Source organism: Corynebacterium gallinarum (assembly GCF_014837045.1).
Classification (GTDB): domain Bacteria; phylum Actinomycetota; class Actinomycetes; order Mycobacteriales; family Mycobacteriaceae; genus Corynebacterium; species Corynebacterium gallinarum.
In genome coordinates this window covers 226,766-253,657 of sequence record NZ_JACSPR010000003.1, presented here as the reverse complement: position 1 = coordinate 253,657, position 26,892 = coordinate 226,766, and the positions used below count along the sequence as shown (strand labels likewise).

The window sequence follows — 26,892 nt, the reverse complement described above, 5'->3', positions numbered from 1 at the left end:
TATCCGCAGGCGCGGGATCCTGCCCTCACCAACCGAACGCCCCACGCTGCAGGTCCTCGCGGAAGAGCTCATAATCGCCGGTGAGCCGGTCGAGGTAGTCCACGGCGAATTCCTCGGTGTCGGCACGGAACACCTCGCCCGAGGCGGCCCGGGTGATGCGCTGGGCGAGCGGTTCGGCCGGCTGCTCACCGGAGCTTGTCGACGCCTTCTGCCGCGCCTCCTGCCAGGCCCCGTCGGCACGCACATGCTGGATGCCCAGCACCCGGCCGCACACCTCTGCGTAGTCGCGCAGGTCATCCTTGTCCATGACACCGGTGCTGATGTTGACCTTCTGCGGCCCGCGTTCGCGCACGAGGAAGCTGATGCCCGCGATGTCGGTGAAGCCGTAGTAGGGGTCGCCGTCTTTCACGAAGGCGTTGAAGGCCATGGCGATGCGTTCGGCCGGGGAGTCGGGGATCCAGTCGCCCTCCGGGTCCGGGACCAGGCCCTCCAGGGAGGAGGCGCGGGACATCTTCATCTCGAGAATGAGGTGGTGGGGTTGGTCGTCGACAAGCTCCTCGACCAAAAACCAGAACCTGGTGAGGCCGCGGGACGCGGTGCCCGATCCCTGGCGGATGGCCAGGTCGTGCACGGTGAGGGTGCGGTCCTGGGAGTCAGCATAGGCCGTGAGCGCGGGTTCCAGTGCGTCGAGGAATTCCGGGTGGCGGTGGGTTCGGTCGTCCTCGCGGAAGGTCATGGACTCGAAATCGATGCGTTTGGCCAGGAACCCGTCCCGGTCGCGCTGGGCCTTGCGGAAGAACGGGCGGATCACCTTGGGTACATCGGCGGCGATGAAACGCTGTTCGGCGCGGGAGGGGTCCTCGAGGCATTCGCCTATGGAGGTGAAATACCCCTCGATGAAGGCGCGGATCACCTTGGCCACCTTCTTTTTCTTCGCGCCCGCCAGTTGCGCGGCCAGGCCGAATCCCACGGCGCCGCGTTCCACATCCCAGGTAAACGGGGCCATCCAGGCCTCGTCGAGGTCATTGACGCTGAAGATCGGCTGGCCGTCGCCGCCGGGGAGGATGCCGAAGTTCTCCGGGTGCACATCACCGACCACGGGCACCACGGGCAGGTGGAGGTCGCTGCCCACCAGGTCGCGGTAGAACAGCAGCGCGGTGCCGCGGAAGAAGAGGAAGGGATCGGAGGCGAGGTCGTCGAGTTTGCTGCGCACCGCATCGGGGACGAGCTGCATGCGCACCACGTGGTCCTCGATGATGGTGTTGCGGATGTGGCGTCGGCGGTCGCGTCCGTGGAGCAGGCGCGGCGGGATGGGGACGGCACCGTTGGCCAGGGACTGCGCCAGCTGGGTGAACCCATCCCGGTGCTGGACGTAGCGGGGGATGTCGGGGTGGTCGGGGGCCGGCAAACCGAACTTGGCCACATGGGCGAGCAGGTTTTTGGTATCCATGGTTTGAGCCTATTCACTTTCCGGATTCCGGTGCGGGGACGGGCACTCTGTGGAAGGTTGGTTCTATGTCTGATCGTCGGGTCAACCGAGTTTTCCTGGGTGTGATCCTGCTGCTTCTCAGCGCAGGATGGGCTGCCAATCATTTCGCGTCCATGATCATGGTGCTGCGGGAGCAGCTCGGTATTTCGAGCATGCTGCTCAATAGTGCCTTCGGCATCTATGCCCTCGGCCTGCTGCCGGGCCTGCTCGGCGGCGGTGTGCTGGCCGACCGCTTCGGGGCGCGGCCGGTGGTGCTCACCGGTGCGGTGGGTGCCGCCGCGGGCAACCTGAGTCTGATGTTCTCGCACGACGGAGCCGGCCTGCTGGTCGGGCGGTTCATCGTCGGCCTGGGCGTGGGCCTGGCGGTCAGTGCGGGCACAGCGTGGGCGGGGCGTCTGCGCGGGGCACACGGCGTGACCTCCGCCGGTATCGCGTTGACCAGCGGTTTTGCGCTCGGTCCGATCGCGTCCGGCCTGCTGGCTTTCACCCTGCCGGGCGACCTGGTGGTGACCGTCCCCTTCGCGGTGACCTGCCTGTTCTCCGTGGCGGCGGTCATCTTCGCCACGATCGTAGGCGACGTGCGCGCCCCCGTGCCGGCGCCCACCCCACGCTTGTCGACGAACCCCCAGGCCCCGCACACCCAGTCCCGGGACACATCGCGCACCGAGTCGCGCAGCATGTCCAAGGCGCTGGCGGTCTCCCTGCCCATGGCCATCTGGGTGTTCAGCACCGTGACCACCTCCCTGGTGATCCTCACCGCGCGGACCTCCTCGAATTTCGACAACGGCGTCCTGCTGCCGGGCATGGCCTCGGTGTTGTCCTTCAGTGTGGGCCTGGGTGTACAGGCCCTCGGGCGGCGGTTCGGCTGGGGCCGGATCTCCGGCATCGTCGGTGCCCTGCTGGCCGCCCTCGGGTTTGCCCTGGTCGCCTATGGCGGGGAGGTGGCCCCGGTGTGGGTCTTCGTGCTGGCGGCCCCGATCCTCGGTGCGGCCTATGGGTTGAGCCTGCGCGAGGGACTGCTCGGCATCGAGGCCTACACCCCACCGGCCCGGCGCGGCACGGCGATCGGCATCTACTATGTGTTCACCTACCTGGGTTTCGGTTTGCCGGTGCTGCTGGATGCGCTCATGCCGGTGTGGGGTGCCGTGCTGCCACTGCTGGTTCTCTCCGCCCTGGCGGTGGGGTCCGCGGTGGTGCGCGCCCTCCAGATCAGGCGGGGTTACCTGCCGGCCCGGTGAACTGGTGGCTGCACACGGGGGCGACTCCACGTAGAATATGGTGACCTACACCACTTTGATAGTGGCCGTCTGCCTGTCGTCCCGCTTATGGAGGCCACCGTGTCCGAATCAATGGTTGAATCCTTCGCCACCACCCTCTCCGGCAAGGAGGCCCGCCCCTCACACGCGGTGGTCAGGGGCCAGGGCCCGCACCACGTGATCATGCTCAACGGGTGGTTCGGTCGGGCCGGGAACTGGGGGCCGTTCGCCGACTGCCTGGACGCCGACCGGTTCACCTGGCACTTCTTCGAATACCGCGGTTATGGAACCCGCCGGGACGAGACCGGGGTGTTCAGCCTCGCGGAGATCGCCGGGGAGGTGGTGGATTATGTGCAGCGACTGGAGGCGCCACAGGTGTCGGTGGTGGGGCATTCCATGGGGGCGGTGATCATGCAGCGGGTCCTGCTCGACATGCCCACCCCACCGGTGGCGCTGGTGGGCATCTCACCGGTGCCGGCCTCGGGAACACCCCTCAACGAGCAACAGCGCACCCTGTTTGAATCCGCGGCGACCAAGGTGGAGTCTCGTGGCCGGATCATCAACCTGACCACCGGCAACTGCCTTCCCGCCACGTGGGTGAACCACCTGGCGCAGGACTCCTGGCAGCACACCCGACCCCATGCCGTGGGCAACTATCTGTCCGTGTGGGCCGACTGCGATTTCGCCTCCGAACTGGGTGTCCGTGACCTGCCGATCCTGCTGCTCACCGGTGACCGCGATCCGGTGGTGACCGTCGCGGCGATCGAATCCGCTTATGGAGGGACCTACCCGGGCATGCAGGTGGGCACCATCGCGGACACCGGCCACTACGCCATGTTTGAACACCCCGTCGATCTGGCGGCCCGGGTCATGGGGTTCCTCGATGCCGCCGCAGGCGGCACCGGGGCACGGTAACCGACGGTGACCCGCCACGCACCGACGGTGACCCCGCGCGGACCGGGTGGGGGACGAGGGTGGGGCGGGCGTCGATAAGCACAGGGCTACTTCAGCTGGAGTCGCCCATGAGCTTGGTCAACAGCATCTTCAGGATGTCCTGCTCGGTGTGGGTGAGGCGGTTGGACCAGTCCGTGAGCAGATCATTCTGCTCCACAAACACCTCCCGGACGACCTCCTGGCCCGTCTCCGTCAGGGCCAGCAGGTGCGTGCGCTTATCCACCTCCGACGGCACCTGCACTACATACCCACTTCTGACCAGTGTCTTCACCACCGCGGAGGCTGTTGCCCGACTCATCCCGCCCAACGCCGACACCCGGTGCTGTTCCCGATCCCCCACCATCCACAGGATGTAGAGCACCTTGAACGCATTCCAGCTGAGCCCCCGCGGGCGGTGAACCCTGCCCTCCGCCATCCGCATACCGATGCCGGCGGTGCGGTTGAGCATGATCACCAGATCCGTCGGTCGCAGATCGGTGCCCTCGAACTCCTCGCCAAGCTCAGCCATGCTGTATTCCCGGAAGGAGGGGAAATCCAGCTCCCCGTCGACGTCTCTCATCTCACGTCCCCTGCCCTGCCGTCTGTGTACATCTTGTGTGCTAACCAGGGTACTAGAGCCCACCGGCGGGCACCTCTCCATAAGCGGATTGACCGCCTGCCCGGGGTGCGTGCGCAGACCGTCGCCCGGAGTGCCTGCCCGGGGTGCCCGCGTGTTCTTCTTGCCCTGCACCATCCGCTTATGGGGGATATTGTGAGCGCATGTCAGAGCAAGATCCGGGCAGGGTACGCCGTGTCGTGAAGCGTGGGTTGGCGAAGATTCGCCGTAATCCGCAGGATGATTTCGCTGAGGAGATCACACGCGAGCTCTATGATCACGCCACCAATATCAGGTTGCCGTTGTCGGCGCGGTCGAAGCCGCGGGGGTTGTTCCAGGATGACTGGCGGGCGCGGCCCACGCAGGCGCGGCCGTGGCCGATTGTGCTGCTCCATGGTTCAGGCGCCAACAAGGGGTCCTGGGAGGAGATGGGCCGGGAGCTGCGCGGGCAGGGATGGGCGGTGTTCGCACCGGATTTCGGGACGCGGGCAACGGAGCCGATTGCGGAATCGGCGGCGCAGATCGGGGCGTATATCGACGCGGTGCTGCTGGTCACCGGTGCCGCCCAGGTGGTGCTGGTGGGGCATTCGCAGGGTGGTGTGGTGGCCCGGTACTGGATGCGGTCCTATGGCGGGTATATGAAGGTGCGCCACATGATCTCCCTGGCGGTGCCGAACCACGGCACGCTTATGGGTGGGATCCTGCATCCGCTGACCAAGATCCACCGCGGGGAGGGGCTGATGGAGCAGCTGATGACGAGCATGTTCGGGCCCACCGGGATGGAGCAGCTGCGGGATACGGAGATCATCAGGTTCTTGGCCTCGGGTGGGGATCTGGATCCGGGGGTGACCTACAGTTGCATCGCGACGCATTTCGATCCGTTCATTCAGCCGCCTGAGGTGGCGTTTTTGGAGGTCAACGGGGATGAGGATCCGAACCGGGTGCGTAATATCTGGGTGGAGGACACCTATCCGCGGGCGATGATCCGCCACCAGGACATGGTGCGTGATCCGCGGGTGCTGGATATTGTGCGCGCCGAGTTGGAGCGTGTGGCCCGTCTGGGGTGAGCTGGTTAGATTGGGGGACATGTCGTCCCAGCCTGTTCAGTCTGCCCCGTCTGTTCCGCAGTCCAAACCCACCAAGCTGCCCGACCTGCGCCGCGAACTCACCGCCGCGCTCAAGGCGGTGTGGCGCAACCTGCCCACCGGCGACCAGGCCCCACCCGCGACGGAACTGTCCGAGGACGTGGTCCAGGAGATCATCACCAACTACGCCGAGGACCCCCGCCGCAGCGCCACGCTTATCGACGACGCCACCGCCTCCCTGCCCCTTCTTGCCCGCGCGCGTCACCGTGGTCTATTTGAGGACGACTGGCGGGCCCGCACCACGCCCGAGCGCCCCTGGCCGGTGATCCTGGTGCACGGCACCGGCACCACCAAGGGCGACTGGCAGGAACTGGGTGCGGACCTGCGCCGTGACGGGTGGGCGGTGTTCGCCCCCGACTTCGGCACCCGTGCCACCGGTCCGGTGCGTGCATCCGCGGAGCAGGTCGGGGCCTATGTGGATGCGGTGCTCGGTGCCACGGGTGCGGAGCAGGCAATCCTGGTCGGTCATTCCCAGGGCGGTGTGGTGGCACGCTACTGGATGCGTGTTTTGGGTGGGTACCCGAAGGTGCGGCACCTGGTGTCGCTGGCGTGTCCGCACCACGGCACCACGGTGGGCGGGGTGGTCAGTCCCTTATTGAAAACCAACCGGGGTGAGGCGGTGGCACAGTCGGTGGTGCAATCCTGGTTCGGTGGCGCAGGCCTGGAGTTGATCACCGGGCACGAGACCATCGAGAAGATCAATGAGGGCGGTGATCTGGATCCGGGGGTGACGTACACGAATATCGCGACGCATTTCGACACCGTCATCCAGCCCCCGGAAACCTGCTTCCTCACCGCCGAGGACCCCGGGGATGCCCACCGTATCCGCAATCTCTGGGTGGAGAACCTGGACAGCGACGCCGTGGTGCTGCACCCCAACATGCCCTTCGACCACCGGGTCCGCGCGCTGGTGCGTGCCGATCTCGCCCGCCTGGTGGAGGAACGGTGACGGGTTAGAGGTCGAGCGCGTCGAGGATCTGATCGAAGGCCGGTCCCACCCGGGTCCGCCACAGGATGTCCACGCGGTGATCCGCCCGCCCCGGCCCACCGTTGATCACGGCCACGGGTTTGCCGGCGCGCTGCGCCTCGATGACAATCCGGTACCCGCTCATCACCGCCAGCGACGACCCCGCCACCACCACCGCATCCGCCCCATCAAGCAATTGCGCCACACGCGTTTTCCTTATGGAGGGGACCGGTTCGCCGAAGTAGACCACATCCGGTTTCAGCAGCACCGACCCGCACCGCGCGCAGCCGGCCATGGTGAAACGCTGCACGTGATGGTCGTCGAGGGTGACATCGCCATCGGGGTTGACGGCGGCCGGGTCGAGGGCGATGGAGTCGAAATAGCCGGGGTTAAGGTGATCGAGGCGGGCGTCGAGAAGCTCACGTGCCTCCCGGTGGCCGCACTGCAGGCACACGATCGTCGCCAGATCCCCGTGCAGCGCCACGAGATTCTCCGACCCGGCCCGCCTATGGAGGCCGTCGACGTTCTGCGTCACCATCCCGGTGAGCAGCCCGGCGCGCTCCAGCTCCACCAGGGCGTAGTGCGTGCGGTTGGGTTGGGCATCGGCCATCACCCGCCAGCCGACGAAGGACCGCGCCCAGTACCGGTGCGAGGCCACCGGATCGAAACGGAACTCCTGGTACGTCATCGGGCGGCCCTGGTTGAGGCTGCCGCGGGGGCTACGGTAATCGGGGATGCCGGAATCCGTCGACACGCCCGCGCCCGTCACCGCGAGCACGGACCCGGCCTCCAGGAGCTTGACGACGCCCTCCAGCGCCGCCCCCTCCTCCATAGGCGCGGTGGTCTCCTCCACAACCCGGCTTATGGAGCGGAGTGCGGAGTGGTGGGCCTGCGCGGCCAGCGGATCGAACATGCCCCTCATGATATTCCGGAAATCGTGATCCGGAATTCTCTTCCGTACCACTTGTTTACTCCTTCATCACCTGTATCCTCTATGGACATGAGCTTCCTCACCACACACACCCGCCGCCTCGCCGTGACCGTCGCCGCCGTCGGAGCCTTCTCCGTCGCCTCCCCCGCCATCGCCGCCGCCGACCCCATCGACGACGTCCTTAACGCCCTGCCCGCCGGCCAGATCTCCTGCGCCCAGGCCGAACGCTACTGGACCACCGAAGCCGACTACCGCAGCAAGGTCAACCAGGCCAACACCCTCGCGATGTTCGACAGCCGCGGCCCGCAGATCCGCGACGCCCTCGCGCGTGTCGACGAAGCCGCCAACCGCTGCGGCCTCAAGGGCGGCGGTGCGAATGCCGGTGGAAATGCTGGTGGCAACACCGGTGGAAATAACGCGCCGGCACCGGCAGCCCCGGCAGCCCCGGCAGCCCCTGCCGCGCCGGGCCCCGCACAGTCAGCACCCGCACCGGCAGCCCAGAACATCTCCCTCGCCGCACCTGGCACCCCCTCCTTCACCATCGACATCCCCGGCTTCGGCTCCCTGACCCTGCCGGACCTCTACCGCATCGTCGCCGAGTTCCTCGCGCAGTTCGGCATCCGCATCTAACCCCCATAGGCGCAACGCAGGTGACTGATGTGACTACCGCGGGGCGGTGATGATCCCCCGCGTCGGCGTCACAGATGGCATACTCTCCCCCATGCTGAAAAAATCCTCGCGCACGGTCATGGCGGTTGCTGTGGGCGTCGCAACGCTCCTTCTGGCGCCCACCCCCGCCCACGCCGCGGTCGCCGGCATGCTCAGCCAGCTACCCTCCGGGGACATCTCGTGTGACACGGCATCGGCGTACTGGACCAACGACGCCGACTACCAGGCCCGGGTCGGTCAGGCGCAGGCGATCGCCGCCCTCGACCCGCGCGGCAATGAGATCCTCGCTGCGCTCGGGCGTGTCGACGCCGCCGCCGAACGCTGCGGCCTCAAGGGCACCGCGGGCACCGGTGGCGGGGTTCCCGACGCTCCTGCCGGTGGGAGCGCTGCCCAGCCAGGTGGCGGTGTAGCCGAGCAGCCAGGTGGCGGGCCGGGTGGTGCGGCAGGTAACGGTGGCGCAGACAACGGTGCCGGGCAGCCCGCCAATGGTGGCGTCAGCCCGGGCGACCCGGGTGGAACTGCGGGATCTGCTGGTGGTGCTGGTGCTGCTGGCGCTGGTGCGGTGACCTCGCCGTCGGCTGGTTCCGGCGGAACCCCCGACGCACCGGTCACCGACGCCGAGGCCGTCCTCGGGCCGATCCGTGGCAACCCCGGCACCCCGATGAAAACCATCGAGGTCCTCGGTCAGGGGCAGGTCGAGGTCGCCGACGCCGACGCGATGATGTCGAATTTCCTGCGCCAGTTCACCATCGTCATCTAGTTCTGCTCAGCGTCTGTCCATAAGCGAGGAATCCACCTGGCCGTGACGGGAGCACTGCGCATCCCAGCCGTCGGGGCGGACCTGCACCTTCATTCTGCGGCCACACAGCTGGCAGAACCGCGGTGCCTCCAGACCGGCGCGTGCCGACGGTGACAGCACCTGCTGCTCCCCGATCGGCAGACCGGTGTTCGGGTGGAATACCGGGGTCTCGCCGGTGAGGATCGCGGCGAGCAGGGCATCGGGATCGGTGTGCTTATGGGTGTGCTTGTGGATACCGGGCATCAGATGACCTTGTTGAGTACCTTGAGCGGCAGCTGCAGACGGTCCATCATCTCCAGGTCGTCCTCCATGGGGCGGCCCAGGGTGGTCAGGTAGTTACCCACGATGATGGCGTTGATACCACCGAGAAGTCCCTGTTCAGAGCCTTCCGCACCCAGGGTGAGTTCGCGTCCACCCGCGAAGCGGATCATGGTGTGGGGCATGGCGAGGCGGAATGCGCCGATGGCGCGCAGGGCGTCCTCACTCTCCATAAGCGGGCGGTCCGCGAACGGGGTACCCGGGCGGGGGTCGAGGAAGTTGATCGGCACCTCGGTGGGGTTGAGTTCGGCGAGCTGGACCGCGAACTCGGCGCGCTGCTCGAGGGTCTCACCCATCCCGAGGATGCCCCCCGAGCAGACCTCCATGCCGGCCTCGGCGACCAGACGCAGCGTCTCACGACGCTCCTCCCAGGTGTGGGTGGTGACCACCTCGGGGAAGAAGGACCGCGCGGTCTCCAGGTTGTGGTTGTACCGGTGGACACCGGCGCGCGCCAGGCGGGTGACCTGCTCCGGGGTCAGGGACCCCACTGAGGCGGCCACCTCGATATCCACCTCGCGCTGGATGGCTGCGACAGCCTCCTCCAGCTGGTTCATGAGTTTGTCATCCGGGCCCTTGACCGCCGCGACGATGCAGAATTCCGTTGCACCGGATTTCGCGGTCTGTTTCGCCGCCTCCACCAGCTGCTCGATGTCCAGCCACACCGACCGCACCGGGGATTCGAACAGACCCGACTGGGAACAGAAATGACAATCCTCCGGGCACCCACCGGTCTTGAGGGAGATGATGCCCTCGACTTCGATCTCCTCACCGCACCATTTCAGCCGCACCTGGTGGGCGAGCTCCATAAGCGCGGGGATGTCCTCATCGGGGAGGTTGAGGATCTCGATGAGCTGTGACTGATCCAACCCGATGCCGTCCTCGAGGACCTGGTGGCGGGCGGTGTCAAGAATTGATGTTGTGTTGGGCATGGTGAATTACCATAACCGCTAATTGAACACCGTTCAATGGCTTATGGAGAAAACACCCCGGCCACCCGAAAACCACAGGTGACCGGGGTGCCTCAAACCCCCACGGGGTTACTTCTTCTTGTTCTTTTTCTTCACCGGACCGAACACCAGGGCACCGGCGATGGCGGCGAGGAAGACATCCTTCGACAGCGCCATGCCATCCTCAGACGGACGGATACCGTCCTCCTGCGTCATCGCGGGGTTACGGAAATAGATCGAGAGCAGACCAGCGGAAAAGGTTCCCAGCGCCAGACCCGCGAGACGATTCGGCACCATCGGGCTCACCAGCGCCACACCGATACCCAGCTCAGAGTAGGACACCACCTTGCCGAAGGTCTCCGGATCCAGCTTGTCCAACGCCGGAACACCCGTGGCCGCAAACCCCTTCATACCCGCAGCCGCCTCAGCCGGCAGACCCAACTTTCCATAACCCGACTGCAGCAGATACGCCCCGGAAACGCCACGCAGAATAGCACTAGAAATGCTCATATTTCCCTCCATAACAAACTTGTTGACTGGACACCGATCCTACCTAAAACCTCAGTTAGACTGCGCCGACCCCCTCCCCGGTTCCCGCCCCTCCACCCCGACCCCCACACACCTGTGGATGGCCGAAGTTATCCACAGCTTCACGACGCCCGCGTTTCCCTCCCTGCCCACCACCTGCTTCCATAAGCGCCATGTCCTCCATAGAAGAACTGACGGCCACGATCACCCGCTCCATAAGCGAACTGGCCGCACTCCTCACGGAAACCGCCGACAGCCCCGGCACCGGCGAACCGCTCACCCGGCAACACCTCGACGCCGCCATCGCGCTTGAGAAGGCCATCAACCGCAAATCGCTTTTCGACGGCGCCTTCGCCCACCTCGTGCACCTCAGCCGCGCGGGCGACCTGGTCGGTGCCACCCGACCCACCACCTTCATTGCCCAGCACCTCGACATCTCCACCGCCGAGGCCCTCAACCGCCTACGTCGCGGCACCCGTGAATTCGGTGAACTCGATGACCCGGACAACCCCCACGCCGAGGCCGACCGCGCCTATGGACGGACCTACCTCTTCGACAACTCCATAAGCGCCGAGAAGCAGACCCTCATCGAACGGGAACTGAAAAAGCTCCATAAGCAGTATTCGCTTATGGAGATGAGGGGGCGGGCGGTGAGGGAGGCGTCGACACGCTCCGTTGAAGACCTGCGCACCTGGTTGCGCACCGAGGTCGCCGCGCACAACGGTGCGGCTATGGACAGGGACCCGCACGCGGCGGCGCGGAAGCGGCATCTGGTGATCGGCAAGCCTGATGTCGACGGCGGTTGTTTCATCCGTGGTTACCTCCCCGCCGCGACCTCCGCGCTGCTCGAGGCCGCGCTCGCGCCCGCCCGCAATGCGGGTTACGCCAGCCCCGTCGAACCGGAGGACGACACCCGCGGCCTGCAACAACGGCGTGTCGACGCGTTCCACCAGATCCTCATGCGCCACGGCGAGGCGCAGACGGAACGTAACGGTGGTGTCGGCACGCTTGCGATCAGCATGTCCATAAAAGACATCGAGGACATGACCCCCGCCAGCCGCTTCCCCACCAACACCCACTGCGAACTCACGCCTATGGACATCCTCACCCTCGGCGCCGCGAAATACGACTTCCTCATCGTCCACGACCCCGACACCGGCCGCCCACTCCACCTCGGCCGCACCCAACGCACCGCCTCCATAGAACAACGCATCGCGCTTATGGCAGCCGAGGGCGTCTGCGTGCACCACCGATGCGAACAATCCGCCATCAACTGCGAAATCCATCACGTCACCCCCTGGGCCCGCGGCGGACGCACCGACGTGGAGAACATGCACCTCTACTGCTGCACCCACCACCGCCCCAACAACGACTCCCCCATAGACAGCCCCAAACGCGGCCGCTCCGAACTCGACCCCGACACCGGCCGCTACGGCTACCGACCACCCAAGAACTTCTACAACACCGACCCGAAAATCGAACTCAACGAAACCACCGCCCAGAACCGCTCCGCCGGCGCCAAAATCCGACGCCAGTGACCCCCGGTGCCCGGGGTCCTCATTCCCCTATGGTGGGTTCCACCCAGCCTCCATAAGGGAAGGATCCACCATGCGCATCTTCGTCGGTTTCGGCGACTACCCCCACACCGTCAACGCACTCCGCGATGCCGGTGCCACCATCGTGTCCTCCATAAGCGAGGCGGAGGGGTTCGTGTTCACCCAGACACCGGGCACCGACTTCCCCGAACTCCCACCCGGGATCCGGTGGGTGCAGCTGCCGAGCGCCGGCATCAACGCCTACTTCGCCGCCGGCCACATCACCCCGGACCGCCGTTGGTCAAACGCCTCCGGTGTTTATGGGCGGCAGGTCGCCGAGGCCGCCGTCGCACTGCTATTGGCCCTCCTCCATAAGCACCCCACCATGGTGCGCGCCGACAGCTGGTCACCCCGCCCGCATGTCGACGCCACCACCCGCTGGCTCGACGGCACCACGGTCGCCATCATCGGGGGCGGCGGCATCGCCCGCGAACTCGCCACGATGCTGCGTCCCTTCGGTGCGACCTCGCTGGCCGTGACGCGTACCGGGGCACCCACCGAGCTTTTCGACGCCACCCTCTCCATAAGCGAATTACACACTGCCCTGCGCACAGCCGACCACGTCGTGATCGCAGTCCCCCTCACCGCCGACACCCACCATCTCTTCGGTGATCCCGAATTCCAGGCGATGAAGAACAACGCGTATCTGATCAATGTGGCCCGTGGTGAGGTCGTTGATACCGACGCTCTCGTCCGCGCCCTCGACACCTCCTCCATAGGCGGCGCGGGCCTAGATGTCACCGATCCTGAACCACTTCCTGACGGCCATCCCCTATGGGGCCGGGAGAATGTCATCATCACCCCGCATACCGCCAACACCCTGGCCTCTATGGACGAGCTGCTGGCCCCGGTGGTTGTGGAAAACTATCGGCGCTTCATCAACGGTGAACGCATGCTCACCGAGGTGGATGTGGAGAAGGGTTACTGAAACTGGAATGCGGTGGCAGCCGCGAGTGCCCCGACCGCGTTGAGTGCCCAGTGCAGTGACACCGGCGCCAGAACGGAATCGGTGCGGTGCCGCAACCAGATGAAACCCGCCCCGGCCAGGGATGTCGCCACCACCGCCAGTGCCACACCCATCCATTTGCCGAACGACCCGGTTCCCAGCAACGCGGATAAACCGGCGTTGCCCGCCGTCAGATTCAGGGACGTGGCCACATGCCATAGGCCGAACAGCACGGAACCACCAATGAACGCTGTCTTCACCCCGAATCGTTCCAGGCTGCCATGCAACACACCCCGGAAGAGGAGTTCCTCCGGCAGAACAGTCGTGAGCGGAATGATGATCAGGGCGGCAAACAGGGCGGTACGCATGGATGCATAGGCATCGTTGAGGAAGAATTCCCTGGTGAAGGGTAAGGCAACGCCAGCTGCCACCACCGCAATCACCAGTGCCGCAGCCGTACCCCCATAGGCCAGACCTCTGCCTATGGAGGACCGGCGAACACCCAGATCACCCCAGGTCAGGCCCATGCCCCGTGCGAGTGCCACCAGGGCGACCGCACCGGCCGGTATGACCACCCAGGGATTCAGATTGCTGAAATGGGCAGCCACATTGACGCCCATAAGCATGGTGATGACCACAGCAGTGTCGCGGACTTTCCGCTTATGGAGGTGCATGGGGGAAGTCTACAACGAGGGGGTATCCAGAACCTGGGTGACGAGTTCGGCGATCTTGGACCGTTCGGAGCGTTGCAGGGTGATGTGGGCGAAGAGTTCGTGGCCTTTGAGGGCTTCGATGACGGAGACGATGCCGTCGTAACGCCCGACGCGCAGGTTGTCGCGCTGCGCGACGTCATGGGTGAGCACGACGCGGGAGTTCTGGCCGATGCGGGACAGCATGGTGAGCAGCACGTTGCGTTCCAGGGACTGGGCTTCGTCGACGATGACGAACGCGTCGTGAAGCGAACGGCCGCGGATGTGGGTCAGCGGGAGAACCTCGAGAAGGCCGCGGGAGAGGGCTTCGTCAACAATGTTCTGGCTGACCATCGAGCCGAGCGTGTCGAACACCGCCTGCGCCCACGGCCCCATCTTCTCGTCCTGATCACCCGGGAGGTAACCCAGCTCCTGGCCGCCGACCGCGTACATCGGGCGGAAGACCACGATTTTCCTATGGAGGCGACGCTCCATAACCGCCTCGAGGCCGGCACACAGGGCGAGCGCACTCTTTCCGGTGCCGGCCGCGCCGCCTATGGAGACGATGCCGACGGAATCATCCAGCAGCAGGTCAATCGCGACGCGCTGTTCCGCGCTGCGGCCGGACACCCCGAAGATCTGCTGGTCGCCGGGCACCAGTTCGATGGTCTTGTCGAAGGTCATCCGCCCCAGCGCCGATCCCCCCATAGGCGCCTTGAGGGTGAGGCCGTGGTTGACGGGCAGGTGCTCCAGTTCGCCTATGGAGAGTTCGTGGGTGTCGTACAGCTCCTGCATCTGCTCCTCGGTGATGTGCGCCGTGGTCATGCCGGTGTACCCCCGGTCGCGCGCGAGGGCGGCGCGGTACTCCTGGGCGGGCACGCCGCTTGCCGACGCCTTGATCCGCATCGGCAGGTCCTTCGATACGAGGATCACCTTCTGCCCCTCGAGCTGCAGATTCTTCGCAACGGCGAGGATGCGGGTGTCATTCCCGGCGATCCGGAAACCGGCAGGCAGGGTCTCGATGCTCTGGTGGTTGAGCTCCACATGGATATGGCCGCCCTCCTCGCCTATGGGCAGGGGTTGGGAGAGGTCGCCGTGAATCTCGCGGAGCTCGTCAAGCATCCGCAGCGCCTGGCGGGCGAAGAACCCCAGTTCCGGGTGCTGACGCTTGGCCTCCAGCTCGGTGATCACCACGATCGGCAGCACCACATTGTGCTCCGCGAACCTGGTCAGTGACAGCGGGTCTGACAGCAGCACCGAGGTGTCCAGCACATACGTGATCGTCTCCATAGAGGAATCAATCCCGGTTTCGGGCGCCGCCTGGATCGGAGGAAAGGCCTGTCTGTCACCCCCTTCCTTTTCCCTGTTGTTCCCACCGCCTATGGGCGGGAACTGCTTGTTTCCAAGGAAATCAGGATGGGTAGTGGTCACAAAGTCCTCCTTCAGTGGCTTATGGGCCACGGTAGTTCCATAAGGGAAAGGGGGCCGTGGGGTCAGGGAACTTTCATCAGGTGGTCATCGCGAGTTCATCATCCGAGGGTGGCGGATGCTCACGGGTTATGGTGACTCAATTTGGGGTGGGAGGTCACCAGGGCGGGTTATGCTGGGTGTGTTCTCAGGGCGGGGTGTAATTCCCCACCGGCGGTGAGAGTGTCCTCCAGATGGGGATGCCCAAGCCCGCGAGCGCCACCGTATTCCGCTTATGGAGGGTGGGTCAGCAGATCCGGTGTGATTCCGGAGCCGACGGTCATAGTCCGGATGGAAGAGAACCGTGGTGTCGGTGACCCCGTGTGCCTTATGGGCGCGGTTGTTGGCGTACCCGGATTGAAGGCCCCGAGGATTGCATGTTTTCTGTCCTGTGAAGGGGAATGATCATGAATCCTGTAACTGAGCTTCTCGACGCCACCCTGTGGATCGGTGGTGTCCCGATCCTGTGGCGTGAGATCGTCGGTAATCTTTTTGGCCTCGCGTGTGCGTGGGGTGGCATGAAACGTCTGGTGTGGGCGTGGCCGGTGGGCATCGTGGGGAATGTGCTGTTGTTCACCGTGTTTATGGGTGGGTTGTTCAATACGCCGCAGAACCTGGATCTCTATGGGCAGGCGGGGCGGCAGGTGATGTTCATCATTGTTAGTTGTTATGGGTGGTACCGGTGGTCGGTGGGACGTCAGCATGGTGGGCACGGTCAGGCTGGCGGGAATGGCGCCGGTGAGGCGGTGCTGCCGCGGTGGGCGTCGAATCGGGAGCGTGCGGGTCTGGTGGTTGCGGCTGTGGTGGGCACGGTGGTGTGTGCGTGGATCTTCCAGTCCCTGGGGTCGTGGGGGCCGTGGGCTGATGCGTGGATCTTCGTCGGTTCGGTGTTGGCCACCTATGGGATGGCGCGGGGTTGGAGGGAGTTCTGGTTGATCTGGATCGGTGTGGATATTGTCGGTGTGCCGCTGTTGTTGGTGGCGGGTTATTACCCGTCTGCGTTCCTCTATCTTGTCTATGGGGTGTTTGTATCCTGGGGGTTTGTGGTGTGGATGCGGGTGCAGAAGCAGACACAGCAGCAGGGACAACCCGGGGAACCAGCGTTGGTCGGATAGCCCCTACCTAGAAAACCAATCAGCTCCATAGGCGAATTTCGCTTATGGAGCTATTTCAGTTCGCCGGTCCAGTTGGCGTAGGTGATGGGCATGGCGCGGACTGTTTGGTCGGTGAGGACGGTGAAGAGTCGTACGGCGAGGATGGCGGAGGCGACGGTGAGGAAGATGGGGAGGTAGCCCTGGGGTTCCATGTCGGTGAATTCGACGGCGGCGATGAGGCCGAAGAGTGGGGCGGCCATGGCGGTGGAGAGGAAGGCTGCGGCGCCGAGGAGGGCGGCGGCGGGGATGGGGAGGTTGATGAGGGGGTGGAGGAGGGTGCCGACGAGGGCTCCGATGATGGTGCCGAGGGCGAAGGAGGGCATGAGGTTTCCGCCGATGGTGCCGACGCGGAAGGCGATGAGGAAGAGGAGGACGCGGAGGGCAAGGAGGGCGAGGAGGCCCAGGAGGGTGGGGATGAGGAGGTCGTCGTTAAGCAGGTGGTCGGAGATGGACCGCGGGTTGGCCAGGGCGGTGGGGTACGCGTAGACGATGGCGGCGATGATGGCGAAGCCGAGGGGCATCTGCCAGAGGATGGCGGGTCCGCGGGGGGCGCGGGCGGCGGCGTGGGTGGCGGCGCGGCTGAAGAAGTGGCCGCCGAGGCCTGCGATGGCGCCGACGATGACGGCGAGGAGCAGCATGTAGGGGTCTTCGTTGAGGGGGACGGTGGTGAAGACGGACGGTATGGGGACGAAGAGGCCGGTGGTGGCGACGGCGGCGGTGGTGGTGACCACGGAGATGACGACGGTGCGGGTGGAGGTTTCGACAAGCAGGACCTCGAGGGCGAACAGCACGCCGGCCAGGGGGAGGTGGAAGCTGGCGCCGAGGGCTGCGCCGGCGGCGGAGGCGACGAGGATGCGGGTGGCGTCCAGGTCGAGGCGCAGCCAGTGGGAGATGCGTTCGCCGACGAGACTGCCGGCCAGTCGTGGGGCGTTCTCGGCACCGACGGGCGCACCGGCGGCGACGGTGATGACCTGTAGGAAGGCGGATGCGGCGGTTTCGGGCAGCGGCATCTTGTCACCGCGCAGGGCACCGACCACGGACACCGGTTGGCGGCCCCAGCGGTGCACGATGAACCACGCCCACGACATGACGAACCCGAGCACCACGAGCGTCACCGCGAGGCGCGCCGGGGTGACATCCGCGGTCGGGTTGGCGTTGTTGAGGTGGTCGGCTCCATAGACAAGGCGTTCCATCCCGATGGCCGCCCAGTTCAGCGCCGCGACGAACAGGCCGGTGAGCACGCCGATGATCGTGGCGACCACCGCGAGCCGGTTGAGCGGGATCTGGGTCATGGGCAGACGGTGGGGCATGGGGGTTCCTCTCTTATGGAAGCTGCACCCAGCTTATCGACGCCCGACCCCCTCCCCCTCGTCCCCCACCTCCGCGCCGGGGGTCGCCGGGAGCTGCCGGGAGCTGCCGGGAGTGATCCCCCTAACTAACCCCCCTAGGTGTAACCCGGGACACGGTGGGGTGGGAAAGTCGTTACCCTGTGGGGAAGCCATAGAGACAACACGTGCGCCTATGGGCGAGGGAGGATTGACAGAGGCAATGAGCACTGAGAATTTTGTGAGCAACCAGATCTTCATCAACGGCTGGGTCGATGGGACCTCGGAGCGGTCGACCACCACCCTGAATCCGTTCAACGGTGAGGAGGTCGCCACGATCAGGAATGCCTCGCAGGAGGATGTGGATAAGGCGTACACCACTGCCGCTGAAGTTCAGAAGGAGTGGGCGGCGGTGCCACCGGTGAAGAAGGCGCGCATCCTCAACAAGGCAGCGCAGTTCATCGAGGACAACCGCGATGCGATTGTGGAGCTGATCCGCCGCGAGTCGGGGTCCACCGCCCTGAAGGCGAATATCGAGGCCGGTCTGGCGATAGCCTCGCTGCGGGAGGCTGCGACCTTCCCGGCGCGCATCACGGGTCAGATCCTGCCGTCGAACACCCCCGGCAAGTCCAACTATGTCTTCCGCGAGGCGCTCGGTGTGGTGGGTGTGATCAGTCCGTGGAACTTCCCGTTCGCGCTGTCGATGCGCTCGGTGGCCCCGGCCCTGGCCTGCGGTAACGGCGTGGTGCTCAAGCCGGCATCCGACACCCCGATCGTGGGTGGCACCCTGCTCGCGCACATCTTCGAGGCCGCGGGCCTGCCGACGGGCCTGTTCAACGTGGTGGTGGGTGCCGGTTCGGAGATCGGTGACTACTTCGTCGAGCACCGCATCCCACGCCTGATCTCGTTCACGGGTTCCACCCCGGTGGGCAAGCAGGTCGGTGCCACCGCCACGGGTGGCAGGTACATCAAGAAGGTCGCACTCGAGCTCGGTGGCAACGCGCCTATGGTGGTGCTCTCCGATGCGGATATCAACAAGGCTGTCGCCGCCGCCTCTATGGGCAGTTTCCTGCACCAGGGTCAGATCTGCATGGCGGTCAACCGCATCATCGTCGAGGCGCCGGTCTATGACCAGTTCCTCGAGGCTTTCGCCGCGCGTGCCGGCAATGTCGCTTATGGAGACCAGTTGGATGACTCGGTCATGGTCGGCCCGATCGTCAATGATTCCCAGGTGGAGTCCGTGTCCGGCAAGATCGATCTGGCGCGTGAGCAGGGTGCGCGCGAGGTGGTGGCCGGTCCGATCGAGGGTCGTGTCATCGCACCGCATGTGTTCGCGGATGTCACCCCGGATATGGAGCTGTTCCGCGAGGAGATCTTCGGACCGGTCGTGGGTGTGGTCAAGGCGGACAATGAGGAGCACGCCCTGGAGCTGGCGAATGACACCGAGTTCGGTCTGTCGTCGGCGGTGTTCACCGAGGATCTGCAGCGCGGCATCAACTTCGCCCGCCGCGTGGAGGCCGGAATGACCCACATCAATGACATCACCGTCAACGATGAGGCCCACGTCATGTTCGGTGGCGAGAAGAACTCCGGACTGGGACGTTTCAACGGCGAGTGGGCCATCGACGAGTTCACCACCGACCACTGGGTGAGTGTGACCACCGGTACCGACGCGTACCCGATCTAACACCTTTCCCTCCATAAGCGATACTGGTGTGGTGGGTGTCGTGTGGAGTGAGGGTGGAATGCAGAAGAAGACTGATGTGAACGGGTCGTCGCGGCGTAGGGATATCCTCCGCCGTCGATACGCACCGGTGACCACCGCACCGGATGCCCGCGCATCCGAGACCGCCCCCCTGACCCGGTGGGTGACCGACGGGGTGGCCGAGAAACCCCCCATCGGTGCCACCGTGGCGGATGGTCTCGTCTTCGCCGACGCCGCCTCCAACCGCATGGTCATGTCGGTCTACCCCGCGCCCGAGCGCACCCAGATCCAGGAGCTGGCCGAGGCGTGGGATCTGCACCCGGTGATCGTGGAGGACATGATCCTGGGGCAGCAGCGTCCCAAGCTGGACCGTTATGGGGATGTGGTGTTCATGGCGGTGCGGTCGGCGCGTTACCTCGATGAGGCGGAGGAGGTCGAGTTCGCGGAGTTCCACATCGTGATGCGCCCCAACGCCATTGTGATCCTGTGTCAGGACAACCAGTGGATCGACGGGTCCCCGGCCACCCATTTCGATGATTCCGGGGATCGTCGTTTCGATCGGCGGGTCGCCACCCTGCTTGCCGACGGCGACCTCCTCAAACTCGGTCCCCGTGCGGTGGCGTACCGCATGATTGACCTCATCGTCGACGGCTACGCACCGGTGCTGCGCGGCATCTCCATCGACCAGGAGCAGATCGAGCGACAGGTGTTCAGCGGTGATGTCGCCGTCGCGCAGCGTATCTACCGGCTGAGTCAGGAGATCATCGACATGCAGCACACCACCTCGTCGGTGGGTGAGGTGGTCCAGCGTCTGCAGAAGGATTTCATCCGGCATGGTGTACCGGAGGAGTTGCGCGCCTACCTGGAGGATGTGGCCGACCACCTCACCCGCGACAACAGTCGGGTGGCGGAGTACCGCGAGTCGCTGTCCCAGATCCTCAGCGTCAATGCCACGCTGGTCGCCGAGCGCCAGAACGAGGACATGAAGAAGATCTCCGGCTGGGCCGCGATCCTGTTCGCCCCGACCCTCATCGGCTCCATATACGGCATGAATTTCGATAACATGCCGGAGCTGCACTGGGCGTTCGGGTACCCGGTGGCGCTCGCTGGGATGGTGGCGCTCGCGGTGTTCCTCTACTGGGTGTTCAAGCATAGCAAGTGGATGTAGCTTGTCCGCGCTTGTCGACGCCCCGGCCCCCGCCTATGGAGAGGTGGGTGCCGGGGCGTGCGGTTTTTTTCGCTTATGGACGGATCAGTTCCCGGGTGGGTGCTGAGGTCGCGGTAGCGACTGGGACGGTGTCGGTGAGGGTGGGTCGCAGCAGAAGCATCGCGATGGCGATGACCAGCAGGACGGAGGCCTCGTGGACGAGCATGCCGATCGACATGGTCACTCCGCCGAACAGGACACCGGCCAGGAGGATGGCGACGGTCAGCAGGGCGATGCCGATGTTGATGCGCATGGTGTTGACGGTGCGCTTGGCCAGTCCCAGGGCGTAGGGCAGGCGGGGCAGCCTGTCTGCCATGAGGGCGATGTCGGCGGTTTCGATGGCGGCCGGGGAGCCGGCGGCTCCCATGGCGACACCGATGTCGGCCTGGGCCAGGGCGGGGGTGTCGTTGACGCCGTCGCCGACCATGGCCACGGTGTGTCCCTGTGCCTGCAGTTCCTTGACGATGACCAGCTTGTCCTCCGGCATGAGCTCGGCGCGGACCTCGTCGACACCCAGCTGGGCGGCGACGTTCTCGGCGACCAGGCGGGCATCACCGGTGGCCATGATGACCTTCACACCCTTGTCGTGCAGGGCCTTGATGGCGGCCGGTGCATCGGCGCGGATGGTGTCCGCGACGGCGACGATGCCGGCTGCGCGACCGTCGATACCGACGTACATGGCGGTTCGACCCAGGTTGTTCAGTTCCAGGATGCGGGTGGCGTCCGGGGTGTGGTCCAGCAGCTCGGCGGACCCGACGGTGACGGTGCGGCCGTCGACAAGCGCCCGGATACCGCGCCCGGTGACGGGTTCAGCCTTCTCCACCATCTCGACCACCAGGCCGCGGTTCTCCGCACCGCGGATGATCGCCTCGGCCAGCGGGTGTTCGGAGGCGGTCTCGGCGCGCGCCGCCAGCAGCAGGATCTCATTGGCGGTGTAGGCGGGGTCCAGCACCTCGACGTCGGTCAGCTCGGGGCGACCATTGGTGAGCGTGCCGGTCTTGTCCACGACCACGGCATCCACACGGGCGGCGTTCTCAAGGTACTCGCCACCCTTGATGAGCACACCATCCTTCGCGGCGCGGCCGATACCCGCGACGATCGAGACCGGGATGGAGATGACCAGCGCACCGGGGCACGCGATGACCAGCAGGGTCAGGGCCAGCTCGGTGTTGCGGGTGATCAGGCCGACGGCCAGGGCCGCGACCATGACACCGGGGGTGTACCACTTGGAGAACCTCTCCAGGAAGGTCTGGGTTTTCGCCTTGTCATCCTGGGCGTCCTCGACGCGGTGGATGATCTTGGCCAGGGTGGAATCAGCACCGATGCCGATGGCCTCCACGCGCAGCAGTCCGGCGCGCAGCCAGGTGCCGGCGAAGACCTCGGACCCCTCGGCCTTCTCCGCGGGCACGGATTCACCGGTGATGGTGGCCTCATCCACGCCACCGTGACCGGAGATCACGCGACCGTCGACGGGGATCTGTTCACCGTTTTTCACCAGGACGGTATCGCCTGGGACCAGCTCCCACAGCTCAACCACCTCAGTGGTGCCGTCCTCATTGAGTTTGGTGGCGGTCTCCGGTGCGGAATCCACCAGGTCCGACAGTGCCTTGCGGGTGCGGTTCATCGTGGCCCGCTCCAGCGCCTTACCCAGCGCGAAGAGGAAGGTCACGGCCGCCGACTCCCAGTAGTTGTTGATGAACAGCGCACCGACCGCCGCGACGATCACCAGCAGGTCAATGGAGATCATCCGGATCCTCAGGGCCTGCACCGCACTGACGGCGATGGGCCATCCCGCGACCGCGGCAGCGGCGATCATAAGCCAGTCCCAGCCGGTGATCCATGACAGGACAATCAATAATCCGGAGACTGCAACAACGCCCCAGGTTTTCCAGGTTTTCATTGTTTTTCCCTTTCTTCTCAACTTCTCAAGTGGTGTTATTTATCAATCTATGGCGCTTATGGAGGGAGTTCCTTGACCTGCATCAATGACCTCCACATCCATTCCCTCCATAAGCGAAAAACAACCCGCCGGCACCGTGGAGGTACAGGCGGGCTGTGGCTTGGGGGCGGTGAGCCGCCGGACGGTTAGATGGCTGAGGGTTTCGCCGTGTAGCCAACATCGGCAACTGCCTTGACCAGGTCGCGGACGGTGGCCTTCTGGGGGTCGTGGCTGACCAGGATGCGGCCGGAGGAGAATTTCACCTCGGCGGATTCAACGCCGTCGAGGGAGTTGAGTTTGTTCTCGATCTTGGCCACACAGCTCGGGCAGGTGAACTCGTCGGAGCGGAGGGTGGTGTTCTTCAGGGCGGTGGGGGCGGTTGGGGTGGTCATGGTAACCAGGTCCTTTCGTGTTGTTTCTTCCTGTTTCTTACAACCCTCACGTTATGGGGGTTGGGCTGGGAGTTCCTTGACGTGGATCAAGGATCGGCGAACCCGTTGTTCCCCATCCGCTTATGGAGGGTGTGCGGGTTAAGATCGTGGGCGGGTTGAAAGGAGTGAGGAATGACGGATCACGCACAGCGCACGGATGAGGACATCGCCAGGCTCGAGCAGATGCTGCGGGAGGACACCGAGTTAGCGCCCGGTGGTGCCCGGAGGATCTCGGAGTTGTTGGGCACCATTGCGTTGAAGGATCTCATCCATGTGTTGGAGAGGATGCCGTCGGTACGCGCTGCGTTGATCCTGCGTCTGTTGCCGCGGCAGCGCTCGATTGTTGCCTTCGAGGCCCTGGATGCCGCACATCAGGCGGATCTGGTGGATGCGCTTGGCGACGATTCCCTCACCTCCTTCTTCGACGCCCTCGACCCCGATGACCGCGTGTCCCTGCTCGATGAGCTGCCCGCCGAGATCGCCGAGCGTCTCATGCGCAGCCTGGATGAATCCGAGCATGGTCTGACCAGTGTGATCCTGGGGTATCCCAAGGGCTCCATAGGCCGACACATGTCGCCGGAGGTGCCGATGGTCCGGGTGGAGCTCACAGCCGCGCAGGCGCTGGAGGCGTTGAAGGAACAGAATGACCGGGTCGAGACGGTCTATACCGTTCCGGTGGTCACCGCTGATCGCAAACTGGTGGGTGTGACTAGTCTGCGGCGGTTGCTGATGGCGGGCGGTGAGGAGGGCGTCGATACGCTTATGGACACGCCCGTCTACGCGCACACCGGCGACCCGGATGAAGAGACCGCCCGCTGGTTCCGGGCATTGGATCTGCTGGCGCTGCCGGTGGTGGATGATTCCACGCGCCTGGTGGGCATGGTGTCCATTGATGATGCGGTGGACATCATCGAGGATGCGGACAATGAGGACAGTGCCCGGTCGGGTGGTTCCGAACCGCTGCAGCGCCCGTACCTGACCACCCCGGTGTGGAAGCTGGTGCGTTCGCGCATCGTGTGGCTGGGGGTGCTGGCGGTGTCCGCGCTGCTCACGGTCAGTGTGCTCGATGCCTTCGAGGATGCCCTCGCCGCCGCGGTGGTGCTCAGTCTGTTCATCCCGCTCATCACCGGCACGGGTGGCAACACCGGCAACCAGGCCGCCACCACGGTCACCCGCTCCCTGGCGCTGGGTGATGTGCGCAAGCGTGATGCGCTGGCGGTGATGTGGCGTGAGACGCGGGTGGGCCTGATCCTGGGCACGCTGCTCGGTGCGTTGTTCGGTGTGTTGCTGGGCATCTTCTATGGGGCCTCCATAGGTATCGTGCTGGGGCTGACGCTGTTTGTGGTGTGCACGCTGGCGGCGACGGTGGGTGGGATCATGCCGATCATCGCGAAGGTGGTGGGCGCGGATCCGGCGGTGTTCTCCAACCCGTTCATTACCACCTTCGTGGATGCGGCCGGTCTGGTGATCTATTTCCTCATCGCGAAGACCGTGCTGGGGATCTGAGCCTCACCAGTGGGCTTGTCGACGCCTCCCCACCCCGACCCATTTTCATCCCGTTAATGTAAACACGGATTTATGTACCATGGGTCACACTGTGCGCCAGGTGGCACCTGTTTCGGTGGGCACCTGCGCGTATGAGGAGAGTTCAGCAGAAACACACCAACGACGCTAACGACCTGCCACAGGAGGCTGAAAATGTCAGCGAACCCAGGAATCCCCTCCTCCGGAACCCCGGAGGTCAACGAGCCGACCACCCCGGTCCCGCCTCTGCCACGCAAACCGGATCAGACCACCGCGGAGCCCTATTCCCCCACCGGCTGCCCGATGCACATCAGCCCCGATGTCAACGCCCAGCAGGGTGAATACCTCACCACCGCCCAGGGTGGACGCCTGCGCGACACCGACCATTCGCTGAAAGCCGGTGAGCGCGGCCCCCTGCTCATGCAGGACCACCACTTCCGCGAGAAGATCACCCACTTCGACCATGAGCGCATCCCGGAGCGTGTGGTCCACGCCCGTGGTGCCGCGGCCCACGGTGTGTTCAAGGCCAATGGTGCGGCCTCCTCCATCTGTCGCGCGGGTGTGTTCGCCGAGGGGAAGGAAACCCCGGTGTTCACCCGGTTCTCCACGGTGCTGGGCAACCGCGGTTCCGCCGACACCGTGCGTGACACCCGTGGTTTCGCCGTGAAGTTCTACACCGATGAGGGCACCTGGGACCTGGTGGGTAACAACATCCCCGTGTTCTTCATCCAAGACGGCATCAAGTTCCCCGATGTCATCCATGCCGCCAAACCGCACCCGGACCGCGACATCCCACAGGCCCAGAGCGCGCATGACACCTTCTGGGATTTTGTCACCCTGCACACCGAGGCCACCCACCACACCCTGTGGAACATGTCGGACCGCGGCATTCCGCGTTCCTACCGCATGATGGAGGGTTTCGGTGTCAACACCTTCCGCATGATCAACGACAAGGGCGAGACCAGCCTGGTGAAATTCCACTGGAAGCCGAAACTCGGTGTGCATTCCCAGGTGTGGGAGGAAGCCCAGATCACCGGTGGTGTGGACCCCGATTTCCACCGCCGTGATCTGGCGGATGCCATCGAAAGTGGTGCCTTCCCCGAGTGGGATCTAGGTCTGCAGGTCTTCCCCGACAACAAGGAGCAGATGTTCGAGGGCATCGACCTGCTCGATCCCACCAAGATCGTGCCGGAGGAACTCGCCCCGGTGCAGATCGTGGGCACCATGACCCTGAACAAGAACGTCTCCAACTTCCACGAGGAGACCGAGCAGGTCGCCTTCCACCCCGGCCACCTGCCCCCGGGCATCGATGTCACCGCCGATCCCCTGCTGCAGGGTCGCCTGTTCTCCTACCTGGACACCCAGATCAGCCGCCTGGGTGGGCCGAACTTCGCGCAGCTGCCGATCAACCGCCCGCATGCACCGGTCAACGACATGTTCCGTGAGGGCATGCACCAGCACGGCCAGCACATCGGCGTGGCCCCCTACCAGCCGAACTCGCTCGACGGCGGCAACCCCTTCCCCACCGAACCGAGCAACGGGGCGCTTATCGACGTCCCCGTCCCCGTCGAAGGCGAGATCACCCGCAGTGCCCCCGCCAGCTTCGATGACCACTACTCCCAGGCCCGCCTGTTCTACGTGAGTCTCTCACCCATCGAGCAGAAGCACGTGGCCGACGCCTACACCTTCGAACTGGGCAAATGCTATGAAAAGGCCATCAAGGAACGCGCCGTGGAGGTCCTGTCCAACGTCGATCATGACCTGGCCAGCACCGTGGCCAAGGGCCTCGGTGTGCCCGCACCGGAGAAGAAGGACCTACCCGAACCCACCCCGAGCCCCGCACTGTCCCAGGTGGGCAAGACGTGGCCCATCGACGGCCGCCAGATCGGCATCCTGGTCACCGATGATCTGACCGAGGATCAGGTCGCCGACGTCGCCTCCCTGTCCAAGGCCATCGAGGACGCCGGCATGGTCCCCCTGGTCACCTCCACCTCCGGTGGCACCATCGGGGAGCCTAAGGAGGCCACCGATGTGACGGTCTCCCGCACCTACGTCACCGTGCGCTCCATCGAGTTCGACGCCGCCGTGGTCGTGGACACACCCGAACAACCCGAGGTGAGCATCCTGCTCTCCGAGATGATCCGCCACGGCAAGGCCGTTGCCCTGGTCGGCGATGCCACCGCGCAGGTACCCGATCGTATGGGTGATGCACCCGGCGTGGTCACCGTCAATGCCGCCGCCGATGCACTTGATGTGTTGACCCCGATGCTCAAGGGCCACCGCACCTGGGCCGCCAACCCGGCCTGATCCCT

The 26,892-nt window shown here is 65.1% G+C and carries 24 protein-coding genes and 1 riboswitch; of the genes, 13 read left to right on the top strand and 11 right to left on the bottom strand.

The features are described from left to right. Positions 1 to 25: 25 nt before the first annotated feature. A complete protein-coding gene (locus H9627_RS05800; RefSeq protein WP_191733067.1) occupies positions 26 to 1,450 on the bottom strand; it encodes a DUF2252 domain-containing protein in 1,425 nt (474 codons plus the stop codon). A gap of 65 nt (positions 1,451 to 1,515) precedes the next feature. On the opposite strand from H9627_RS05800, the gene H9627_RS05795 reads away from it, so the two are divergent. Both H9627_RS05795 and H9627_RS05790 read left to right on the top strand, forming a co-directional pair. Continuing rightward, positions 1,516 to 2,727: an MFS transporter gene (locus H9627_RS05795; protein WP_191733066.1), complete on the top strand. Its 1,212-nt coding sequence runs from the start codon at positions 1,516 to 1,518 to the stop codon at positions 2,725 to 2,727. 99 nt (positions 2,728 to 2,826) lie between these two features. Then, entirely contained in the window at positions 2,827 to 3,660 is an 834-nt protein-coding gene (locus tag H9627_RS05790) for an alpha/beta fold hydrolase (protein WP_318247763.1), read from the top strand. Positions 3,661 to 3,751: 91 nt separating this feature from the next. Here the strand turns inward: H9627_RS05790 and H9627_RS05785 are convergent, their stop codons facing one another. Continuing rightward, positions 3,752 to 4,258 (bottom strand): MarR family winged helix-turn-helix transcriptional regulator, encoded by a 507-nt coding sequence (locus tag H9627_RS05785; protein ID WP_225213521.1) that lies wholly within the window; start codon positions 4,256 to 4,258, stop codon positions 3,752 to 3,754. Positions 4,259 to 4,458: 200 nt separating this feature from the next. On the opposite strand from H9627_RS05785, the gene H9627_RS05780 reads away from it, so the two are divergent. Together H9627_RS05780 and H9627_RS05775 are read left to right on the top strand one after the other, a co-directional pair. Then, entirely contained in the window at positions 4,459 to 5,361 is a 903-nt protein-coding gene (locus tag H9627_RS05780) for an esterase/lipase family protein (protein WP_191733064.1), read from the top strand. A 19-nt stretch (positions 5,362 to 5,380) separates the two neighbouring features. Next, a complete protein-coding gene (locus H9627_RS05775; protein WP_191733063.1) occupies positions 5,381 to 6,388 on the top strand; it encodes an alpha/beta fold hydrolase in 1,008 nt (335 codons plus the stop codon). Between the two features lie 4 nt (positions 6,389 to 6,392). On the opposite strand, the gene H9627_RS05770 is transcribed toward H9627_RS05775, so the two are convergent. Continuing rightward, the gene (locus tag H9627_RS05770) at positions 6,393 to 7,328 is read right to left on the bottom strand and encodes an SIR2 family NAD-dependent protein deacylase (protein ID WP_191733207.1); all 936 of its coding nucleotides are present in this window, start codon (positions 7,326 to 7,328) and stop codon (positions 6,393 to 6,395) included. 78 nt (positions 7,329 to 7,406) lie between these two features. On the opposite strand from H9627_RS05770, the gene H9627_RS05765 reads away from it, so the two are divergent. Together H9627_RS05765 and H9627_RS05760 are read left to right on the top strand one after the other, a co-directional pair. After that, positions 7,407 to 7,967: a hypothetical protein gene (locus H9627_RS05765; protein WP_191733062.1), complete on the top strand. Its 561-nt coding sequence runs from the start codon at positions 7,407 to 7,409 to the stop codon at positions 7,965 to 7,967. Positions 7,968 to 8,058: 91 nt separating this feature from the next. Next, positions 8,059 to 8,766, top strand: a complete 708-nt coding sequence (locus H9627_RS05760) for a hypothetical protein (RefSeq protein ID WP_225213520.1) — start codon at positions 8,059 to 8,061, stop codon at positions 8,764 to 8,766. Positions 8,767 to 8,772: 6 nt separating this feature from the next. On the opposite strand, the gene bsaP is transcribed toward H9627_RS05760, so the two are convergent. The 3 genes from bsaP to H9627_RS05745 all read right to left on the bottom strand — a co-directional run bounded on the left by bsaP (position 8,773) and on the right by H9627_RS05745 (position 10,580). Beyond that, the gene (gene bsaP, locus H9627_RS05755) at positions 8,773 to 9,048 is read right to left on the bottom strand and encodes a biotin synthase auxiliary protein BsaP (RefSeq protein WP_191733060.1); all 276 of its coding nucleotides are present in this window, start codon (positions 9,046 to 9,048) and stop codon (positions 8,773 to 8,775) included. Beyond that, complete coding sequence (gene bioB / locus H9627_RS05750; protein ID WP_191733059.1) at positions 9,048 to 10,052, bottom strand: biotin synthase BioB; 1,005 nt, start codon at positions 10,050 to 10,052, stop codon at positions 9,048 to 9,050. The genes bsaP and bioB overlap by 1 nt, the downstream gene beginning before the upstream one ends. Positions 10,053 to 10,160: 108 nt before the next feature. After that, positions 10,161 to 10,580 (bottom strand): hypothetical protein, encoded by a 420-nt coding sequence (locus tag H9627_RS05745; RefSeq protein ID WP_191733058.1) that lies wholly within the window; start codon positions 10,578 to 10,580, stop codon positions 10,161 to 10,163. 191 nt (positions 10,581 to 10,771) lie between these two features. Between H9627_RS05745 and H9627_RS05740 the strand changes: the two genes are divergently transcribed. Both H9627_RS05740 and H9627_RS05735 read left to right on the top strand, forming a co-directional pair. Continuing rightward, the gene (locus H9627_RS05740) at positions 10,772 to 12,136 is read left to right on the top strand and encodes an HNH endonuclease signature motif containing protein (RefSeq protein WP_191733057.1); all 1,365 of its coding nucleotides are present in this window, start codon (positions 10,772 to 10,774) and stop codon (positions 12,134 to 12,136) included. A 70-nt stretch (positions 12,137 to 12,206) separates the two neighbouring features. Next, positions 12,207 to 13,121, top strand: a complete 915-nt coding sequence (locus tag H9627_RS05735; protein ID WP_191733056.1) for a D-isomer specific 2-hydroxyacid dehydrogenase family protein — start codon at positions 12,207 to 12,209, stop codon at positions 13,119 to 13,121. Here the strand turns inward: H9627_RS05735 and H9627_RS05730 are convergent. Both H9627_RS05730 and H9627_RS05725 read right to left on the bottom strand, forming a co-directional pair. Further along, positions 13,115 to 13,813 (bottom strand): CPBP family intramembrane glutamic endopeptidase, encoded by a 699-nt coding sequence (locus H9627_RS05730; RefSeq protein ID WP_191733055.1) that lies wholly within the window; start codon positions 13,811 to 13,813, stop codon positions 13,115 to 13,117. The two genes, H9627_RS05735 and H9627_RS05730, sit on opposite strands and share 7 nt — an antisense overlap. Positions 13,814 to 13,822: 9 nt before the next feature. Continuing rightward, positions 13,823 to 15,118 (bottom strand): PhoH family protein, encoded by a 1,296-nt coding sequence (locus tag H9627_RS05725; RefSeq protein WP_225213519.1) that lies wholly within the window; start codon positions 15,116 to 15,118, stop codon positions 13,823 to 13,825. A gap of 317 nt (positions 15,119 to 15,435) precedes the next feature. Then, positions 15,436 to 15,602, top strand: a riboswitch (FMN riboswitch). Between the two features lie 100 nt (positions 15,603 to 15,702). Between H9627_RS05725 and pnuC the strand changes: the two genes are divergently transcribed. Then, complete coding sequence (pnuC, locus tag H9627_RS05720; protein WP_191733053.1) at positions 15,703 to 16,410, top strand: nicotinamide riboside transporter PnuC; 708 nt, start codon at positions 15,703 to 15,705, stop codon at positions 16,408 to 16,410. A gap of 50 nt (positions 16,411 to 16,460) precedes the next feature. Here the strand turns inward: pnuC and H9627_RS05715 are convergent, their stop codons facing one another. Beyond that, the gene (locus H9627_RS05715) at positions 16,461 to 17,759 is read right to left on the bottom strand and encodes a chloride channel protein (RefSeq protein ID WP_225213518.1); all 1,299 of its coding nucleotides are present in this window, start codon (positions 17,757 to 17,759) and stop codon (positions 16,461 to 16,463) included. A gap of 238 nt (positions 17,760 to 17,997) precedes the next feature. Here H9627_RS05715 and H9627_RS05710 point away from each other — a divergent pair, with 238 nt between their 5' ends. Together H9627_RS05710 and H9627_RS05705 are read left to right on the top strand one after the other, a co-directional pair. After that, positions 17,998 to 19,461, top strand: coding sequence for an aldehyde dehydrogenase family protein (locus tag H9627_RS05710; RefSeq protein ID WP_191733052.1), 1,464 nt, complete (start codon positions 17,998 to 18,000; stop codon positions 19,459 to 19,461). A gap of 58 nt (positions 19,462 to 19,519) precedes the next feature. Then, positions 19,520 to 20,647: a magnesium and cobalt transport protein CorA gene (locus H9627_RS05705; RefSeq protein ID WP_191733051.1), complete on the top strand. Its 1,128-nt coding sequence runs from the start codon at positions 19,520 to 19,522 to the stop codon at positions 20,645 to 20,647. A 73-nt stretch (positions 20,648 to 20,720) separates the two neighbouring features. Here H9627_RS05705 and H9627_RS05700 read toward each other — a convergent pair whose 3' ends face one another. Together H9627_RS05700 and H9627_RS05695 are read right to left on the bottom strand one after the other, a co-directional pair. Beyond that, on the bottom strand, positions 20,721 to 22,586 hold the full coding sequence (locus tag H9627_RS05700) for a heavy metal translocating P-type ATPase (RefSeq protein WP_191733050.1): 1,866 nt from the start codon (positions 22,584 to 22,586) through the stop codon (positions 20,721 to 20,723). A 185-nt stretch (positions 22,587 to 22,771) separates the two neighbouring features. Then, a complete protein-coding gene (locus H9627_RS05695) occupies positions 22,772 to 23,017 on the bottom strand; it encodes a heavy-metal-associated domain-containing protein (protein WP_191733049.1) in 246 nt (81 codons plus the stop codon). A 171-nt stretch (positions 23,018 to 23,188) separates the two neighbouring features. On the opposite strand from H9627_RS05695, the gene mgtE reads away from it, so the two are divergent. Together mgtE and H9627_RS05685 are read left to right on the top strand one after the other, a co-directional pair. Continuing rightward, positions 23,189 to 24,562: a magnesium transporter gene (gene mgtE, locus H9627_RS05690; protein ID WP_191733048.1), complete on the top strand. Its 1,374-nt coding sequence runs from the start codon at positions 23,189 to 23,191 to the stop codon at positions 24,560 to 24,562. Between the two features lie 192 nt (positions 24,563 to 24,754). Further along, a complete protein-coding gene (locus H9627_RS05685) occupies positions 24,755 to 26,887 on the top strand; it encodes a catalase (protein ID WP_191733047.1) in 2,133 nt (710 codons plus the stop codon). Positions 26,888 to 26,892: the final 5 nt, after the last annotated feature.

Coding starts and splice junctions, on each gene's coding strand:
- H9627_RS05800 (WP_191733067.1), bottom strand. CDS start 1,450: ATGGATACCAAAAACCTGCTCGCCCATGTGGCCAAGTTCGGTTTGCCG.
- H9627_RS05795 (WP_191733066.1), top strand. CDS start 1,516: ATGTCTGATCGTCGGGTCAACCGAGTTTTCCTGGGTGTGATCCTGCTG.
- H9627_RS05785 (WP_225213521.1), bottom strand. CDS start 4,258: ATGAGAGACGTCGACGGGGAGCTGGATTTCCCCTCCTTCCGGGAATAC.
- H9627_RS05780 (WP_191733064.1), top strand. CDS start 4,459: ATGTCAGAGCAAGATCCGGGCAGGGTACGCCGTGTCGTGAAGCGTGGG.
- H9627_RS05775 (WP_191733063.1), top strand. CDS start 5,381: ATGTCGTCCCAGCCTGTTCAGTCTGCCCCGTCTGTTCCGCAGTCCAAA.
- H9627_RS05770 (WP_191733207.1), bottom strand. CDS start 7,328: ATGAGGGGCATGTTCGATCCGCTGGCCGCGCAGGCCCACCACTCCGCA.
- H9627_RS05765 (WP_191733062.1), top strand. CDS start 7,407: ATGAGCTTCCTCACCACACACACCCGCCGCCTCGCCGTGACCGTCGCC.
- H9627_RS05760 (WP_225213520.1), top strand. CDS start 8,059: ATGCTGAAAAAATCCTCGCGCACGGTCATGGCGGTTGCTGTGGGCGTC.
- bsaP (WP_191733060.1), bottom strand. CDS start 9,048: ATGCCCGGTATCCACAAGCACACCCATAAGCACACCGATCCCGATGCC.
- bioB (WP_191733059.1), bottom strand. CDS start 10,052: ATGCCCAACACAACATCAATTCTTGACACCGCCCGCCACCAGGTCCTC.
- H9627_RS05745 (WP_191733058.1), bottom strand. CDS start 10,580: ATGAGCATTTCTAGTGCTATTCTGCGTGGCGTTTCCGGGGCGTATCTG.
- H9627_RS05740 (WP_191733057.1), top strand. CDS start 10,772: ATGTCCTCCATAGAAGAACTGACGGCCACGATCACCCGCTCCATAAGC.
- H9627_RS05735 (WP_191733056.1), top strand. CDS start 12,207: ATGCGCATCTTCGTCGGTTTCGGCGACTACCCCCACACCGTCAACGCA.
- H9627_RS05730 (WP_191733055.1), bottom strand. CDS start 13,813: ATGCACCTCCATAAGCGGAAAGTCCGCGACACTGCTGTGGTCATCACC.
- H9627_RS05725 (WP_225213519.1), bottom strand. CDS start 15,118: ATGGAGACGATCACGTATGTGCTGGACACCTCGGTGCTGCTGTCAGAC.
- pnuC (WP_191733053.1), top strand. CDS start 15,703: ATGAATCCTGTAACTGAGCTTCTCGACGCCACCCTGTGGATCGGTGGT.
- H9627_RS05715 (WP_225213518.1), bottom strand. CDS start 17,759: ATGCCCCACCGTCTGCCCATGACCCAGATCCCGCTCAACCGGCTCGCG.
- H9627_RS05710 (WP_191733052.1), top strand. CDS start 17,998: ATGAGCACTGAGAATTTTGTGAGCAACCAGATCTTCATCAACGGCTGG.
- H9627_RS05705 (WP_191733051.1), top strand. CDS start 19,520: ATGCAGAAGAAGACTGATGTGAACGGGTCGTCGCGGCGTAGGGATATC.
- H9627_RS05700 (WP_191733050.1), bottom strand. CDS start 22,586: ATGAAAACCTGGAAAACCTGGGGCGTTGTTGCAGTCTCCGGATTATTG.
- H9627_RS05695 (WP_191733049.1), bottom strand. CDS start 23,017: ATGACCACCCCAACCGCCCCCACCGCCCTGAAGAACACCACCCTCCGC.
- mgtE (WP_191733048.1), top strand. CDS start 23,189: ATGACGGATCACGCACAGCGCACGGATGAGGACATCGCCAGGCTCGAG.
- H9627_RS05685 (WP_191733047.1), top strand. CDS start 24,755: ATGTCAGCGAACCCAGGAATCCCCTCCTCCGGAACCCCGGAGGTCAAC.